Raw genomic sequence first — 15058 nt, 5'->3', positions numbered from 1 at the left:
TGGCTGCAATGCGCTTTTTCCTGCTCGCCGCGCTCATCGCGGCCCCCGTCCTCGCCAGCCCCGGCCCACAGCCAGCACCGATGCCGCCGCCGATTCCGGTCGCTGCCGACACGCCGTACCCCGGCGTCATCCGCCTCGACGTCGACGCCCGCGACACCACGCGCCGCATCGTCCATGTCCGCGAGACACTCCCCGTCGCCGCCGGGCCGCTGGTGCTGCTCTATCCCGAGTGGGTGGCGGGCGCGCACAGCCCGATCAACACCGTCGACCACCTTGCGGGCCTGGTGATCAGCGTCGGGGGCAAGCGCCTCGAGTGGCGGCGCGACGCGGTCGAGACCCACGCCTTCCACGTCGACGTGCCCGCCGGCGTTGCCAGCCTCGACATCCGCTTCGACTTGCTCACCCCGACCGATGCGAAACAGGGCCGCATCACCATCGTCGACGACATCGCCCATCTGCAGTGGCAGAGCCTCGTCCTCTATCCTGCCGGCTATTTCGCTAGGGACATCGAGGTCGGCGCAACGCTGACGCTGCCCGCTGGCTGGCAGGCCGCGACCGCCCTCGATGTCGCAAGGGCTGCCGCGGCGACGACCGAGTTCAAGCGCACCGACCTCGAGACACTCGGCGACTCGCCGGTGATGGCCGGGCGCTACGTCCGCCGCATCGTGCTCGACACCGGCCCCCGCCCGGTCCGCCTCGACCTGCTCGCCGAGAGCCCGGAGCAATTGGCCGCCACCGAGGCGCAACTCGCACCCCACGCCGCACTGGTCGTGCAGGCCGACCGGCTGTTCGGCGGCGCGCGGCATTTCGACCACTACGACATCCTGGTCGGGCTGAGCGACACGCTCGGCCGGATCGGACGCGAGCACCACCGCTCGACCGAGATCGTCCTGCGCCCCGATTACTTCACCGGCTGGGACCGCACCGCCGCGGGCCGCTCGACCATCGCCCACGAATACGTCCACAGCTGGAACGGCAAGTTCCGGCGCGGTGCCGACAGCTGGACCGCCGACTTCAATACCCCGATCCGCAACAGCCTGCTCTGGGTCTACGAGGGCCAGACGACCTATTGGGGCAACGTCCTGGCGGCGCGATCGGGACTGACGACCGCGGCGGAGGCGCGCGACGTGCTGGCGATGACCGCCGCAGCCTATGCCGACCCGCCGGGCCGCAGCTGGAAGACACTGGCCGACACCACCAACGATCCGCAGGTCGCGTTGCGCCGCCCGCAGCCCTGGGCGAGCTACCAGCGCAGCGAAGATTATTATGGCGAGGGCTCGCTGGTCTGGCTCGACGCCGACACCCTGATCCGCGAGCGCAGCGGCGGCGCGAAGTCGCTCGACGACTTCGCGAAGGCGTTCTTCGGCGGTGATGACGGCGTCTGGCTGACGAAGACCTACCGCTTCGAGGATGTCGTCGCCGGACTCAATGCGGTGCTGCCCTACGACTGGGCGACGTTCCTGAAGACGCGGCTCGAAACGCATGACGCAGCCCCGCTCGACGGCTTGGCGCGTGGTGGCTACCGGCTGGCGTGGAGTTCGACCCAGAGCGACTACGCCAAGGGCGCGGACGCCGTCGCCAAGCGCACCGACCTGACCTGGTCGCTCGGTTTCGTCGTCGACACCAAGGACGCGACCTTGAGTGCGGTGCAGTGGGACGGCCCGGCGTTCAAGTCCGGGCTCACCGTCGGCACCCAACTGATCGCCGTGGACGGCCAGCCCTACACCGCCGAGCTGCTGGTTGCGGCGATTCGCGCGAGCGCGGGCCGTGGGCCGCCGGTCGCGCTGATCGTCAAGTCGGGCGGCCACCTCGGCACCGTCGCCGTCGACTGGCACGGCGGCCTGCGCTATCCGCGGCTCGAGCGGATTCCGGGCACCCCGGCCCGCCTCGACGCCATCTTCGCTGCGAAGGGACCCTCGTGATGGAACGTGCTGCAGTCGTCCGGACCCATGGCGGTCCCGAGGTCATCGAGTGGGACAGCGTCGAGCTCGCGCCGCCCGGCGTCGGCGAAGTGCGGATGCGCAACACCGCGGTCGGGCTCAATTATATCGACACCTACTACCGCCGCGGCATCTATCCGATCACGCTGCCGACCGGCCTCGGTACCGAGGCGGCGGGCGTCGTCGAGGCGGTCGGGCCCGGGGTCGAGGGGCTTGCGACCGGCGACCGCGTTGCGACCTTCGGGCTGGCGCGCGGCGCCTATTCGACCGCCCGCAACGTCGCCGCGAACAGCCTGTTCAAGCTGCCCGACGACATCGACGACGAGACTGCCGCCGCGACCATGCTGAAGGGCTGCACGACCGAGTATCTGGCCGAGCGCTGCGGCCGCGTCGAGGCGGGCTGGATGGTGCTGGTCCATGCGGCCGCGGGTGGCGTCGGGCTGTTGCTGACCCAGTGGCTGACGGCGATGGGCGTCCACGTCATCGGCACCGTCGGTGACGCGGAGAAGGCGAAGCTCGCGAGCGCCGCGGGCGCACAGCACATCATCGAATACCGCCACGAAGACGTTGCCGCGCGCGTCCGCGAGATCACCGGGGGTAAGGGCGTGCCGGTGGTCTTCGACGGCGTCGGCATGGCAATGTGGGAGGCCTCGCTGGCCAGCACGGCGCGGCGCGGCCTGATCGTCAGCTATGGCAATTCCGATGCGCCGGTGACCGGGGTCGGGCTCGGCGTGCTCGCGGCGAAGGGCTCGCTGTTCGTGACGCGGCCGACGCTGTTCGACTATTATGTCGACCCGGCCGAGCGCGTCGCAGGGGCGGAGCGGCTGTGGTCGATGCTGCGGAGCGGCAAGGTCAAGGTGACGATCGGACAGCGCTACAAGCTCGAGGACGTGGCGCAGGCGCACGCGGATCTCGAGGGGCGCAAGACGACGGGGTCGACGATCCTGACGATCTGAGAGGCCACCTTTCCCTCCGTCATCCCCGCGCAGGCGGGGACCCATCAGCCCAATATCCAGTGGTGATGGGTCCCCGCCTGTGCGGGGATGACGGGGTTAGAGCGGAGCTGGCCTTAAGCGTCCACCAGCCTTAGCGCGGATATGCCCGCACGGTCGTCGGCACCAGCACCACCGCAGCGCCCGGCGCCAAGCTCTCCGGCGGGTTCGCCAGCGTCGCCTCGATCAGCTGGCCGTCCGCGCCGACGCACTCGAGCGCCGCTCGTGCTCCGGTATGCGACAGCCGCCGCAGCGTTACCGCCAGCCCGGCCGCGCCCGCCTTGCCGAGCGCGAACTCGTGGGGCCGCACGAACGCCACCCCCGCGCCGTCGGGGGCAGGGGGCGCAGCGTTGGGCAGGCGCAGCCCGGCGAGCTCGACCGCGCCGCCGGCCAGACCGCAGTCGAAGCGGTTGGCGTTGCCGATGAAGCTGCAGACGAAGGCGGTGGCGGGCCGGTTGTAGACCGCGTCGGGGGTGTCGATCTGCTCGATGCGGCCGGCATTCATGACGACGACGCGGTCGGCGAGGTCGAGCGCCTCCTCCTGGTCGTGGGTGACGAAGATCGAGGTGACGTGGCTCGATTCGTGGACGCTGCGCAGCCAGCGGCGGAGGTCCTGACGGACCTTGGCATCAAGCGCGCCGAACGGCTCATCGAGCAGTAGCACGCGCGGGTCGACGGCCAGCGCACGGGCGAGGGCGATGCGCTGGCGCTGGCCACCCGACAGCTGCGCCGGGTAGCGCTTGCCGAGCTCCGGCAGCTGGACCAGCGACAGCAGTTCGGCGACCCGCGCGTCGATCTTGGCCTTGGACGGCCGGTCGCGGCGACGCTTCACCGTCAGCCCGAAGGCGATGTTGTCGGCGACCGTCATGTGGCGGAACAGCGCGTAATGCTGGAAGACGAAGCCGATGCCGCGGTCGCGCGCGGGCTTGTCGCTCATGTCGACGCCGTCGAAGCGGACCGTGCCGGCGTCCGGAAAATCGAGCCCCGCGATGATCCGCAGCAGCGTCGTCTTGCCTGAGCCCGAGGGCCCGAGCAGCGCCAGGAACTCGCCCGGCTCGGCCTTGAGGTCGACTCCCTCCAGCGCCGCAAAGCCGCCGTAGCGCCGTACCAGTCCGTCGACCGTAACCGTCAATGCCCCGCTCCCGTCAGCTGGTCGGCGTAGCGCCACTCGAGCAGCGATTTGACCACCAGCGTCACCAGCGCGAGGCCCGCCAGCAGCGACGCGACGGCGAACGCGGCGACGAAATTATACTCGTTGTACAGGATCTCGACATGCAGCGGCATGGTGTTGGTCAGACCGCGGATGTGGCCCGAGACCACCGACACCGCGCCGAACTCGCCCATTGCCCGCGCATTGCACAGCAGCACGCCGTACAGCAGGCCCCAGCGGATATTGGGCAAGGTCACGCGCGCGAATGCCTGCCAGCCGCTGGCCCCGAGCGACAGCGCGGCCTCCTCGTCGTCGCGACCCTGCTCCTGCATCAGCGGGATCAGCTCGCGCGCCACGAAGGGGAAGGTGATGAACACGGTTGCCAGCACGATGCCGGGTACCGCGAAGATGATCTGGACGTCATGCTCGCGCAGCCACGGCCCGAGCCAGCCCTGCAGCCCGAACAGCAAGACGTAGATCAGGCCGGCGACCACCGGCGACACCGAGAACGGCAAGTCGATGAGGGTGATCAGGATCGACTTGCCGGGGAAATCGAACTTCGCCACGGCCCACGACGCGGCCAGCCCGACGACGATGTTGAGCGGCACCGCGATGACCGCGACCACCAGGGTCAGGCGCACGGCGGCGAGCGCGTCGGGGTCGGTGATGGCGATCCGATAGGCGTCCCAGCCCTTGGCGAACGCCTCCACGAACACAGTGATCAGCGGCAACGCGAGGTTGAGCAGCAGGAAAACCAGCGCCACCGCGATGAGCAGCCACTTCACCACCGGTGAGGGCTCGGTCGGACTCCGCCTCTTCATGCGGCCACTTTCGGAGAGGGACGCATCATGCGGCGCGACGCCCGCGGTCCCACGCCTGGAGCATGTTGATGATCAGCAACACGCCGAACGACGCGGTCAACATCGTGGCGGCGATCGCGGTCGCGCCGGCATAGTTGTATTGCTCGAGCTGGGCGACGATCAGCAGCGGTGCGATCTCCGACTTGTAGGGCAGGTTGCCGGCGATGAAGATCACCGAGCCGTACTCGCCGACGCCACGCGCGAACGCCAGCGCCGCTCCGGTCGACAGGGCCGGCAGAACCGCGGGCAGCACCACCCGGTAGAAGGCCTGCCAGCGCGACGCGCCGAGCGAGGCCGCCGCTTCCTCGACGTCGCGGCCAAGGTCGGCGAGCACCGGCTCCACCGTCCGCACCACGAACGGCAGCCCGATAAAGGTCAGCGCGACAACGACCCCGAGCGGCGTGAAGGCGACCTTGATGCCGATCTCGGCCAGCCACTTCCCGATATAGCCGTTCGAGGCATACACCGTGGTCAGCGCGATGCCGGCCACGGACGTCGGCAGCGCGAACGGCAGGTCGACGAGCGCACCGATGATGCGCTTGCCCGGGAAATCGGTGCGGACCAGGACCCAGGCCACCAGCAGCCCGAACACCGCGTTGATCAGCGCCGCAATCGCCGCCGCGCCGAAACTCAGCTGATAAGCGTAGAGCGCGCGCCTTGAGAAGGCGACCGCGACGAAGGCGTCCCAGCCCAGCCCCGCGGCCTTGATGAACAGCGCCGACAGCGGCAGCAGCACGATCAGGCTGAGCGCCAGCACAGTGATGCCGAAGCTCAGGCCGAAGCCCGGCATGACGGAGCGACGAACGCGGAAGGCGGTGAGCGTGGTCAAGCTTGCTGTCTGGCGGTTCGGACGGGAGTCGGCAATCCGGCGGCGCGAGCCGCTGGCGCGAATTGCTCCCGGACTGTCCTGTCGTCAGTAAATCTCCGCTTCCAGCCCGGACGCCTAGCGCTTCACCGCGTCGAAGATCTGGTCGAAGATGCCGCCGTCGGCGAAGTGCACCGCCTGCGCCTTGCTCCAGCCGCCGAAGTTCTTGTCGATGGTGAACAGCGACAGCTTGGCGAACTTGCTGTCGTACTTTGCAGCAACCGCGCTGTTGACCGGACGGTAGAAGTTCTGCGCGATCAGCTCCTGCGCCGCCGGAGTGTAGAGGTACTTGAGATAGGCCTCGGCGACCTTGCGGGTGCCGTGCTTGTCGACGTTCTTGTCGACGACCGCGACCGGCGGCTCGGCGCGGATGCTGACCGACGGCGAGATGATTTCGTAGTCGCCGGGCGCGTCCTGCTTGCTGAGGTACGCCTCGTTCTCCCACGCCACGAGCACGTCGCCCTGGCCACGCTGGACGAAGGTCGTCGTCGACCCGCGCGCACCCGAATCGAGCACCGTCACGTTCTTGTACAGCTTGGTGACGAAGTCTTTCGCCGCCGCCGCGCTACCGTATTTCTTCTGACCATAGCCCCACGCCGCGAGGTAGTTCCAGCGCGCGCCGCCACTGGTCTTGGGGCTCGGCGTGATCACCGCGACGCCTGGCTTCACCAGGTCGTCCCAGTCGCGGATGTGCTTCGGGTTGCCCTTGCGGACGAGGAACACGATCGTCGAATAATAAGGCGTCGAGCGCGACGGCAACCGGGTCTGCCAGTTCGCCGGCAGCAGTTGCGCCCTCGCGGCGATCTCGTCGATGTCGTAAGCCAGCGCCAGTGTCACGACATCGGCCTCGAGCCCGTCGATAACCGAGCGCGCCTGCTTGCCGGAGCCGCCGTGCGACTGGTTGATCGTCAGCGTGTCGCCCGTCCTGGTCTTCCAGTCGGCGGCGAACGCGGTGTTGACGGCGCGGTACAGCTCGCGGGTCGGATCGTAACTGACGTTGAGCAGCTTGACCTCGGCCGCGTTCGCGGCGCTGGCGACGAACGGCACGGTCGCGGCGAGGATCGCGGCGGCGGCAGCAACGACTAGGCGCATGGCAAGTCTCCCGTAGCCCGGACTCCGGACACCCGAAGCTAACCCCTACCGTAACGGTGGGCTATGTCAGTAATACTACGGTGACAAAAAGCCCGGCTTTGCTGCAGGCAGGGTCTCCAGCGAAATGTGAGGGCCCGCGCCCTCACTTAGACAGCGGGTTCGCGCTCTTTTCGGTAGTGCGCTCGTCCTGTTCCATGGCGTGCCGGATCGCGTCGCGCTGGGCGACGGTATCGCGGTCGCGGGGTGCCTTGTAGAACGCCGCGAGGTAGCGGCGAGAGCCGCCAACGACCCACTCGAATTAGCCAACGCCAGCAACGCCAGCCGTCACACCCGGCGGCTGGGCGAACCTCTCATGCCGCGACGGCGATCGGATCGATATCCGCCAGGCTCGTGCCGTCGAGAATCGCCGCGGTCTTGTCGCGGACCAACAGCATCAGCTTACGGATCGCGCATACCGACTCCTCGAAGCAGTCTGGGCAGCGCTGGTAGGCGGTCTGGCTGACGCACGGCACCAGCGCCAGGGGGCCCTCGATGAGCCGGATGATCTCGCCAAAACTGATCGTCGAGGCCGGCCGCGCCAGCCGATAGCCACCAAGCTTGCCGCGTGATGACGTCACCAGCCCGCCGTTCTTCAGTTCGAGCAGGATGATCTCGAGAAACTTGCGCGGCAGCTTTTGATCGGCCGCGATCGCACTCATCGGCACGGGCGCGATCCCGGGAGCGCGAGCAAGGAAGATCAGGGCGCGAAGGGCATAGCGCGAACGCTGCGTGAGCATGAACCAGTCTTGCACCGTGAATGACGGATTTTCAACCCGGACGATGGATAATGTATGGCGTACTTGACACTAAGATTGGGCCTTGAGTAAAGCGCCCATGTCTAAATGGAAAGGATGCCTGTCATGGACAGATCACCCACGCGGCCCGCCGAACGCCGTAACAATGATCCTGTCCTGGCGGCCTCGGTCGCCTATGCGGCACTGCTGACCGGCGCCGAGTATGCGGTGAAATCGCTGGCACCGAGGGCGGCGGTGCGCTTCATTCTGGCGCTGCTGCCGGCGCTGGCAATCGTCGCCATCCTCATTGCCGTTGGTCGCTTCCTCGTCGAGGAGAGCGACGAATATCTCCCCGCCGGATTCATCCGCCAGATTCCTTGGGCGATCGGTGCAATGCTTAGCCTGGCAACCACCTACGGCTTCCACGAGGTGTTCGACGTCGCACCGACCATGCCCCTCTATGTCGTTGCGATCCTGTGGTTTTTCTGCCTCGGCGTTGCCGGCGCAGCCCTGCGGATCCGTGTGTCGTGAACAACAATCTCAGGCTGCTCCGAGCCAAGCGGGGCTGGAGCCAAGCCGACCTTGCGGAGCGCCTCGACGTCTCGCGCCAGAGCGTCAACGCCATCGAAACGGGGAAATACGATCCATCCCTGCCACTCGCGTTCCGCATCGCCGCGCTGTTCGAGCGCCCGATCGAGGCCATCTTCACCCCAGATCGCGACTGACCAAGGCCGAATCTACACTCGACAAAAGTGCTCTCGCCATGACTCACGCCGCTGCAGTCCACTCGGCTTTGCCACCGACTCAAACGGCCCTGCTTGTTTCACGTGAAACACCCCGGGCACTCTGCATCAGCTGGCCATGTTTCACGTGAAACACAACGAATGGGTCCAAGGCAACCCTTGCCGTTTCACGTGAAACACGATCTAGGCGTCGCCCATCTCGCCCACCCCTGGATCGCCCATTAACAGCAGCCGCTGAGCTGCCCGTCGGGCAAAGCGCAGCGTTTCAGCCTTGCGCCGGGCCGGAGCGAGCGGCACCCAAGGCGCCGGGCGAAGCTCCGCTGCATCCCACCGGTCGGCAACGAGCAGCCCGCAACGCTCGGGCCGAAACCACGCCTCCTCGAACGGCCACAGCGGAAAACCCGCCGGCACCGCCCAAGCAAAACGGTCGCAATAGTCGAGGTAATCCGGCCACTTCGCATCACCGCGCAGGTCCGCCATCGAGACCTTGATTTCAATCAGCGTGATCCGGCCCTGCGGATCGAGGCCGAGCAGGTCGGCGCGTCGCCCATTACCGAGCGGAACCTCGGCAATCGCCGTCACGCCGCTTCGGAACAGCAGCCGCGACACGCCGCGCGCCACATCGAGCGCGGTCAGGGGGAGGGGCGCGATACTCGCCATGCCCCAACCTAGCCGAGAACAGGTCGGGAACGCCAGCGCTTCCGACGCATTCACTCCGCGGTTGGCGTTCCAGCCATGCTGGCGTTAGACTGACGCAAATACGGCTGGGGAGCGAACGATGAAAATCACCTTCGATATCGACTGCACCCCGATGGAGGCGCGCGCCTTCCTCGGCCTGCCGGACCTGACGCCACTCCACGACCTCTACCTTGACCGCATGAAGTCGACGATCACCGAGGGCCTGACGCCCGCCGACTTCGAAAAGGTCGCTCGAACCTGGATGCCGGGCATAACCGACAGCCTCGAGCAATGGCGCAGCGCGTTCTGGTCGGCGGCGATCAAGCCTGGCAGCTGAGCCCGCCGGTGAATCTCTGATGAGCGACGCGAGGACGATTTTCGCGCTGTCGTCGGGCGCGCTGCCTTCGGGAATTGCGGTGGTACGGGTGTCCGGACCCGACGCCTTCGCGGCGCTCGTCGCAGTCGCCGGTATGGTGCCTGAGCCCCGGGTCGCGACGCTTCGGACCCTCCGTGACGGTGCCGATATCATCGACCGCGCGCTGGTATTGGCCTTCCCCGGTCCCGCGAGCGCGACGGGCGAGGATGTGGCGGAGTTTCACGTACACGGGGGGCAGGCAGTCGTCGCGGCCCTGCTAAGCTGTATGGCGCGCCAGCCCGGACTGCGCCCCGCGACGGCCGGAGAATACACCCGTCGCGCCTTCGACAACGGCCGCCTTGACTTGACCCAGGCCGAAGGTCTCGCCGACCTCGTGACCGCCGAAACAGAGGCGCAACGCCGCGCCGCTTTGACCCAGTCGGACGGCGCCCTCCGCCGGCGCGTCGAGGGCTGGCGCGCCACGATCATCGGTCTTCTTGCCGAGGCAGAGGCCGGACTCGACTTCGCCGAGGGTGAGGAAGACGTCGAAACAGGCCTCCACCGTCGGAACATGAGCACGCTCGCCGACCTGATCGCCGATCTGGAGGCAAGCCTTCGCGACAGCGCGCGCGCGCGAGCCCTCAGGGAAGGCCTCACCATCGTCGTCAGCGGTCCACCTAATGTCGGAAAGTCGAGCCTCGTCAATGCGTTGTCGAGGCGCGAGGTCGCGATCGTATCGCCGTGGCCCGGCACAACCCGGGACGCCTTGGAGGCCCGGCTCGACCTGGGCGGTGTCCTCGTCACGTTGGTAGACACGGCAGGATTGCGCGACACGGACGACCCGATCGAGGCCGAGGGGGTCGCCCGTGCGCGCGCCCGCGCCGCCGACGCCGACCTCGTCCTCAACCTTTGGACTGACGGCGCACCGCCAGCCGGCGGACTGGCGGTCCGAACGAAGATCGACCTCGGCGGTGCTCCATGCGACGGGCTTGCGGTATCGAGCCTCACCGGCACTGGCATCGCTACACTAACCGACCACCTCGCGAGCTGGGCCCGCGCGACCGTTCGCCCCGAAGAGCCACCACTGCTCGCCCATGAGCGCCATTACACAGCGTGCAGTGCCGCGCTCGAGGCGCTGTGGGAAGCCGCGGCCACTCAGGACGACGTGCTCGAAGCGGAGTCGCTTCGCTCCGCAGCTTCGGCTCTTGGCACGATTACCGGAGCGGTGGGCGTCGAAGAGGTCTTCGATCGGATCTTCTCCCAATTTTGTATCGGCAAATGATCGCATCGTTTCACGTGAAACGCACGGGCGGCGTTTCACGTGAAACGGCTTTGACCACACACCGGGGACACCGTATCTGCGAGGCGTGGAGAACTACGACGTCATCGTTATCGGGGCCGGTCATGCCGGGTGCGAAGCCGCAGCAGCCGCCGCGCGTGTCGGCGCGCTTGTCGCCCTCGTCACATTTTCGCGCACCGACATCGGCCAAATGTCGTGCAACCCCGCCATCGGTGGCCTCGGCAAGGGTCACCTTGTCCGGGAGATCGATGCGCTCGATGGACTGATGGGTCGCGCCGCCGACGCCGCCGCGATCCAGTACCGTCTCCTCAACCGCCGCAAGGGCCCGGCAGTCCAAGGTCCGCGAGTCCAGTGCGATCGACGCCGGTATCGTGCCGCGATGGCGGGGCTGCTCGAAGCCCAATCCGGCCTGTCCGTCGTAGAGGCCGCGGTTGAAGGCCTGCTTCTTGACGGCGAGCGGGTCGTCGGCGTCGGAACGAGCGTCGGTGAGCTTCGCGCTGCCGCCGTGGTTATTACCACTGGCACGTTCCTCGCGGGCGTCATGCACATCGGTGACGCGATGGTGCAGGGTGGCCGCCATGCCGCGCCCGCGGCCACCGGACTCGCCACCGCGCTGCGCAAGCTCGGGCTCCCGATGGGCCGCCTGAAGACGGGGACCCCAGCGCGGCTCGACGGGCGTACCATCGACTGGGCGAACCTTGAATGGCAGGACGGCGACGACGAGCCGAGCTTCATGTCCTCCGTTTCACGTGAAACAACGCTGCCGCAATTGCCGTGTGCGGTGACGCGAACTACCGCCGCTACGCACGATGTTGTTCGTGAGAACATCCACCGCGCGCCGATGTACGCGGGTCGGATCGAGGGGCAGGGGCCGCGCTATTGCCCCTCGCTCGAGGACAAGGTCATGCGCTTCGGCGACCGCGACGGTCACCAGGTGTTCCTCGAGCCCGAAGGTCTCGACGACGCGATGGTCTATCCAAACGGCCTGTCGACGTCACTGCCGCTCGATGTTCAGGAGGCCATGATCGAGACGCTGCCGGGACTTAAACGGGCGCGGATCGTTAGGCCGGGCTACGCGATCGAGTATGATTACGTCGATCCGCGATCCCTAACGCCGGGGCTTCGCGCTATCGGGTATCCCGGCCTGTATCTCGCCGGACAGATCAACGGCACGACCGGCTACGAGGAAGCGGCAGCGCAGGGCCTCGTTGCCGGGCTGAATGCGGCGCGCGCAGCAGGCGGGTTATCAGAAGCGGTGTTCGACCGCTCGACAGCCTACCTTGGCGTGATGATCGACGACCTTGTCACGCAGGGTGTTAGCGAGCCCTATCGGATGTTCACCTCACGGGCCGAGTATCGACTCCGTCTTCGCGCCGACAACGCCGACCAGCGCCTCACTGGCGTTGGTGAAAACTTGGGACTCATAGGTCGTGAGCGAGCAACGGCCTACCACATGCGCGCGCGCCAGCTCGCCGTTTCACGTGAAACACTCGATCGACTTGAAGCGACGCCATCACGCATAGCATCCGCAGGTGTTGCGGTCAGGCAGGACGGTGTGACTCGCAATGCGTTCGATTGGCTGCGCTTTGCCGAGTTCGACTGGTCAGCAGCGCAGCGGGTCTGGCCTGAACTTGAGAGCGTCGACCGGTCGGTCGCAGCAAGCCTGGCGATCGACGCTCGCTATGCCTCGTATCTGGTCAGGCAGGACCGTGACCTTGAGAGATTCCGGCGCGACGAGGCACTGATCCTCGATACCAACCTCGATTTCGCCTGCGTTGGCGGCCTTTCGATCGAGATGAGAGAGCGGCTTGCGGCCGCGCGGCCGGCGACGATCGGTGCGGCGAGCCGTCTGCCCGGAGTGACACCGGGTGCCTTGACGGCTCTCTTCGCTCACTGTCGTCGCGCCGCGTGAGCAGCGCAGGCTCCTCAATCGCTGTTTCACGTGAAACTGGCCGAGCAGCTTTCGCGGCGCAGTTCGACGTTTCGAGCGAGACACTGGCGCAATTCGACCGCTACGCAGCGTTACTCGACGACTGGCAGACACGCATGAACTTGGTCGGAGCGGCAACTCTGCCGGAAATCTGGACACGACATTTCGCCGACTCGGCACAGCTGGTCAGCCTTGCGGGACCCGGAGCGTGGCTTGACATCGGGGCCGGCGCGGGTTTTCCGGGGTTGGTCGCGGCGCTGTTCGGTGCTGGACCCGTCCATCTCGTCGAATCGACCGCGAAGAAGGCTCGGTTCCTCGAAACTGTGGCGGAGGAACTGGCGCTTACCCAGGTGTCCGTGCACAGTGCGCGGGTGGAAGCGATGCCCGCCTTTCCGGTTGCGACGATCACGGCGCGGGCGTGTGCGCCGCTGACTCGCCTGTTCGAATGGGGTTCGCGCTTTGCTCAGACCGACACAGTCTGGCTGCTGCTCAAGGGCTCGAGCGTCGACGACGAGCTTGCCGACGCGCGCCGCAGCTTCGCGTTTCACGTGAAACAGGTCGCGAGTGTCAGCGACCCGCGCGGGCGCATCGTCGTCGCCACTGACGTTCGACGCCGCCGCTGATGCGGATCGCAATTGCCAACCAGAAGGGCGGCGTCGGCAAGACGACGACGGCAATCAACCTGGCGACGGCGCTGGCGGCGAGCGGCGCGCGGGTGCTGCTGATCGACGCCGATCCGCAGGGTAATGCCTCGACGGGCCTCGGCATCGGGCGGGCGCTGCGGGTACGAACGAGCTACGACGTGCTCGGTGGGGCGGCGACGATAGCCGAAGCGACCGTCCCGACGGCGATCCCGAACCTGTTCCTGGTGCCGGCAAATTCGGCATTATCGGGAGCGGAGGTCGAGCTCGTTGGGCTCGAGCGCCGGCTGCACAGGCTGGCGTCGGCACTCGATGCGGCCGAGCCTTACGACTGGGTGCTGATCGACTGCCCGCCGTCGCTCGGGTTGCTGACGCTCAATGCGCTGGTCGCGGCCGACCGTCTGTTGATCCCGCTACAGGCCGAGTTCTTCGCGCTCGAAGGGCTGAGCGAATTGTTGTCGACGGTCGAGCGGGTCCGTACGGGCCCCAACCCCCGACTGTCGATCCTCGGCGTCGTGCTGACCATGGCCGACCGTCGCAACCGGCTGTCCGAAGCCGTCACTGCCGATGTTCGCGCGGTGATGGGCGCGCAGGTCTTCCAGACCGTCGTACCGCGCAATGTCAGGCTCTCCGAAGCGCCGAGCCACGGCTTGCCAGCGCTGGTCTACGACCTCCGTTGCTCGGGCAGCCAGGCCTATCTGGCGCTGGCACGTGAAGTGATCGGGCGCGGTACACCAATGAAAGCAGTGGCTTGATGCGGAAGAGCGGACTCGGGCGGGGGCTCAGCGCGTTGATGGACGAGGTCGCGGCCTCGCACGCCCCGACCGACGCCGGGCCGGCGCCGGTCAGCGTCGCGATTGCGCGCATCGTCGCCAATCCGGGCCAGCCGCGCCGCTTCTTCGAGCCACAGGCGCTCGCCGATCTCGTAGCGTCGATCCGCGACCGCGGCGTGCTCCAGCCGATCCTCGTCCGCCCCGCCGCGAACGATCGCTACGAGATCGTCGCGGGCGAACGACGCTGGCGGGCGGCGCAACAGGCCGGACTGCACGAGATTCCCGTCGTCGTCCGCGACCTCGACGACCGCTCGGCTTTCGAGATTGCGCTGATCGAGAACATCCAGCGCGCCGACCTGAACGCGATCGAGGAGGCGGAGGGCTTTTCCCGGCTGGTGAGCGACTATGACCACACGCCCGAGCAGATCGGTGCGGCGATTGGCAAATCGCGTAGCTATGTCGCTAACCTATTGCGATTGCTCGAACTTCCGGACAATATCCGGCAGATGGTGGTCGACGGCAGGCTGAGTTCGAGCCACGCCCGCGCCGTCATCGGACACATCGACGCCGCCGCGATCGCGCACAAGGCGGCTGAGCAGGGCTGGTCGGTCCGGCAGATCGAGGCCGCGACGAAGAAGGGCTCGAACGTCGAGATCAAACCCGACAACGGGCGCGTCGGGACCGGCGGTCGCGACCCCAATCTCGTTGCGCTCGAGCAGTCGATGGCCGACGCGCTCGGTACCGCAGTCGAGGTCGTCCCCGGCGACGTCGACAAATGGAGCGGCACCGTCGTCGTCCATTATTCGGCGCTCGACCAGCTCGACATGATCTGCCAGCGCCTGCTTGCTGGAACAGGGCGCTTCGACTGACCTACTCGCCATGGCACCCTTGTCGGACGCACGCTCGGCGGCAAATGTCCGGTAACGGTCGCTAGCTTAACACTAGCCGCTTGGGCGTTCCCGACAT

At 67.2% G+C, this 15058-nt stretch carries 16 protein-coding genes; 10 read left to right on the top strand and 6 right to left on the bottom strand.

Annotation, left to right across the window (positions count from 1 at the left end; translation table 11 throughout):
- Positions 1-8 precede the first annotated feature (8 nt).
- Both KX816_20210 and KX816_20205 read left to right on the top strand, forming a co-directional pair.
- Entirely contained in the window at positions 9-1922 is a 1914-nt protein-coding gene (locus tag KX816_20210; protein ID QXQ06442.1) for a peptidase M61, read from the top strand.
- Complete coding sequence (locus KX816_20205) at positions 1922-2896, top strand: quinone oxidoreductase (protein QXQ06441.1); 975 nt, start codon at positions 1922-1924, stop codon at positions 2894-2896. The genes KX816_20210 and KX816_20205 overlap by 1 nt, the downstream gene beginning before the upstream one ends.
- A 130-nt stretch (positions 2897-3026) precedes the next feature.
- Here KX816_20205 and KX816_20200 read toward each other — a convergent pair whose 3' ends face one another.
- From KX816_20200 to KX816_20180, 5 genes are all read right to left on the bottom strand, one after another.
- The gene (locus tag KX816_20200; protein QXQ06440.1) at positions 3027-4064 is read right to left on the bottom strand and encodes a sulfate/molybdate ABC transporter ATP-binding protein; all 1038 of its coding nucleotides are present in this window, start codon (positions 4062-4064) and stop codon (positions 3027-3029) included.
- The gene (gene cysW, locus KX816_20195) at positions 4061-4903 is read right to left on the bottom strand and encodes a sulfate ABC transporter permease subunit CysW (GenBank protein ID QXQ06439.1); all 843 of its coding nucleotides are present in this window, start codon (positions 4901-4903) and stop codon (positions 4061-4063) included. Before cysW ends, KX816_20200 begins: the two co-directional genes overlap by 4 nt.
- Before the next feature lie 25 nt (positions 4904-4928).
- Positions 4929-5732 carry a sulfate ABC transporter permease subunit CysT gene (gene cysT / locus KX816_20190; protein QXQ08708.1) on the bottom strand — a complete coding sequence of 268 codons (804 nt, stop codon included), beginning with the start codon at positions 5730-5732 and terminating at the stop codon, positions 4929-4931.
- A gap of 153 nt (positions 5733-5885) precedes the next feature.
- Entirely contained in the window at positions 5886-6899 is a 1014-nt protein-coding gene (locus KX816_20185; GenBank protein QXQ06438.1) for a sulfate ABC transporter substrate-binding protein, read from the bottom strand.
- A gap of 350 nt (positions 6900-7249) precedes the next feature.
- Positions 7250-7675 carry an Rrf2 family transcriptional regulator gene (locus tag KX816_20180; GenBank protein QXQ06437.1) on the bottom strand — a complete coding sequence of 142 codons (426 nt, stop codon included), beginning with the start codon at positions 7673-7675 and terminating at the stop codon, positions 7250-7252.
- Between the two features lie 123 nt (positions 7676-7798).
- On the opposite strand from KX816_20180, the gene KX816_20175 reads away from it, so the two are divergent.
- Positions 7799-8203 (top strand): hypothetical protein, encoded by a 405-nt coding sequence (locus tag KX816_20175; GenBank protein QXQ06436.1) that lies wholly within the window; start codon positions 7799-7801, stop codon positions 8201-8203.
- A complete protein-coding gene (locus tag KX816_20170) occupies positions 8200-8397 on the top strand; it encodes a helix-turn-helix transcriptional regulator (protein QXQ06435.1) in 198 nt (65 codons plus the stop codon). Before KX816_20175 ends, KX816_20170 begins: the two co-directional genes overlap by 4 nt.
- A 201-nt stretch (positions 8398-8598) precedes the next feature.
- On the opposite strand, the gene KX816_20165 is transcribed toward KX816_20170, so the two are convergent.
- A complete protein-coding gene (locus KX816_20165) occupies positions 8599-9075 on the bottom strand; it encodes an MmcB family DNA repair protein (protein ID QXQ06434.1) in 477 nt (158 codons plus the stop codon).
- A 118-nt stretch (positions 9076-9193) separates the two neighbouring features.
- Between KX816_20165 and KX816_20160 the strand changes: the two genes are divergently transcribed.
- From KX816_20160 to KX816_20135, 6 genes are all read left to right on the top strand, one after another.
- Entirely contained in the window at positions 9194-9430 is a 237-nt protein-coding gene (locus KX816_20160) for a hypothetical protein (protein ID QXQ06433.1), read from the top strand.
- A gap of 19 nt (positions 9431-9449) precedes the next feature.
- Entirely contained in the window at positions 9450-10730 is a 1281-nt protein-coding gene (mnmE, locus tag KX816_20155; protein ID QXQ06432.1) for a tRNA uridine-5-carboxymethylaminomethyl(34) synthesis GTPase MnmE, read from the top strand.
- Between the two features lie 85 nt (positions 10731-10815).
- Positions 10816-12660: a tRNA uridine-5-carboxymethylaminomethyl(34) synthesis enzyme MnmG gene (gene mnmG / locus KX816_20150; GenBank protein QXQ06431.1), complete on the top strand. Its 1845-nt coding sequence runs from the start codon at positions 10816-10818 to the stop codon at positions 12658-12660.
- Positions 12657-13301, top strand: a complete 645-nt coding sequence (rsmG, locus tag KX816_20145; protein ID QXQ06430.1) for a 16S rRNA (guanine(527)-N(7))-methyltransferase RsmG — start codon at positions 12657-12659, stop codon at positions 13299-13301. The genes mnmG and rsmG overlap by 4 nt, the downstream gene beginning before the upstream one ends.
- A complete protein-coding gene (locus KX816_20140) occupies positions 13301-14074 on the top strand; it encodes an AAA family ATPase (protein ID QXQ06429.1) in 774 nt (257 codons plus the stop codon). The genes rsmG and KX816_20140 overlap by 1 nt, the downstream gene beginning before the upstream one ends.
- The gene (locus KX816_20135) at positions 14074-14961 is read left to right on the top strand and encodes a ParB/RepB/Spo0J family partition protein (GenBank protein ID QXQ06428.1); all 888 of its coding nucleotides are present in this window, start codon (positions 14074-14076) and stop codon (positions 14959-14961) included. The genes KX816_20140 and KX816_20135 overlap by 1 nt, the downstream gene beginning before the upstream one ends.
- The last annotated feature ends 97 nt before the right edge of the window (positions 14962-15058 follow it).

The organism is Sphingosinicellaceae bacterium (genome assembly GCA_019285715.1).
In the GTDB taxonomy this organism is placed as follows: domain Bacteria; phylum Pseudomonadota; class Alphaproteobacteria; order Sphingomonadales; family Sphingomonadaceae; genus Glacieibacterium.
Note: the sequence above shows the minus strand (reverse complement) of the source record. Positions and strands in the feature narration are given on the sequence as shown.

Bases quoted from the DNA above. Each gene is read 5' to 3' on its own strand.
- KX816_20140 (QXQ06429.1), top strand. From the start codon at position 13,301: ATGCGGATCGCAATTGCCAACCAGAAGGGCGGCGTCGGCAAGACGACG.
- KX816_20210 (QXQ06442.1), top strand. From the start codon at position 9: ATGCGCTTTTTCCTGCTCGCCGCGCTCATCGCGGCCCCCGTCCTCGCC.
- mnmE (QXQ06432.1), top strand. From the start codon at position 9,450: ATGAGCGACGCGAGGACGATTTTCGCGCTGTCGTCGGGCGCGCTGCCT.
- KX816_20135 (QXQ06428.1), top strand. From the start codon at position 14,074: ATGCGGAAGAGCGGACTCGGGCGGGGGCTCAGCGCGTTGATGGACGAG.
- KX816_20175 (QXQ06436.1), top strand. From the start codon at position 7,799: ATGGACAGATCACCCACGCGGCCCGCCGAACGCCGTAACAATGATCCT.
- KX816_20160 (QXQ06433.1), top strand. From the start codon at position 9,194: ATGAAAATCACCTTCGATATCGACTGCACCCCGATGGAGGCGCGCGCC.
- cysT (QXQ08708.1), bottom strand. From the start codon at position 5,732: ATGCCGGGCTTCGGCCTGAGCTTCGGCATCACTGTGCTGGCGCTCAGC.
- cysW (QXQ06439.1), bottom strand. From the start codon at position 4,903: ATGAAGAGGCGGAGTCCGACCGAGCCCTCACCGGTGGTGAAGTGGCTG.
- KX816_20180 (QXQ06437.1), bottom strand. From the start codon at position 7,675: ATGCTCACGCAGCGTTCGCGCTATGCCCTTCGCGCCCTGATCTTCCTT.
- KX816_20205 (QXQ06441.1), top strand. From the start codon at position 1,922: ATGGAACGTGCTGCAGTCGTCCGGACCCATGGCGGTCCCGAGGTCATC.
- KX816_20165 (QXQ06434.1), bottom strand. From the start codon at position 9,075: ATGGCGAGTATCGCGCCCCTCCCCCTGACCGCGCTCGATGTGGCGCGC.
- KX816_20185 (QXQ06438.1), bottom strand. From the start codon at position 6,899: ATGCGCCTAGTCGTTGCTGCCGCCGCCGCGATCCTCGCCGCGACCGTG.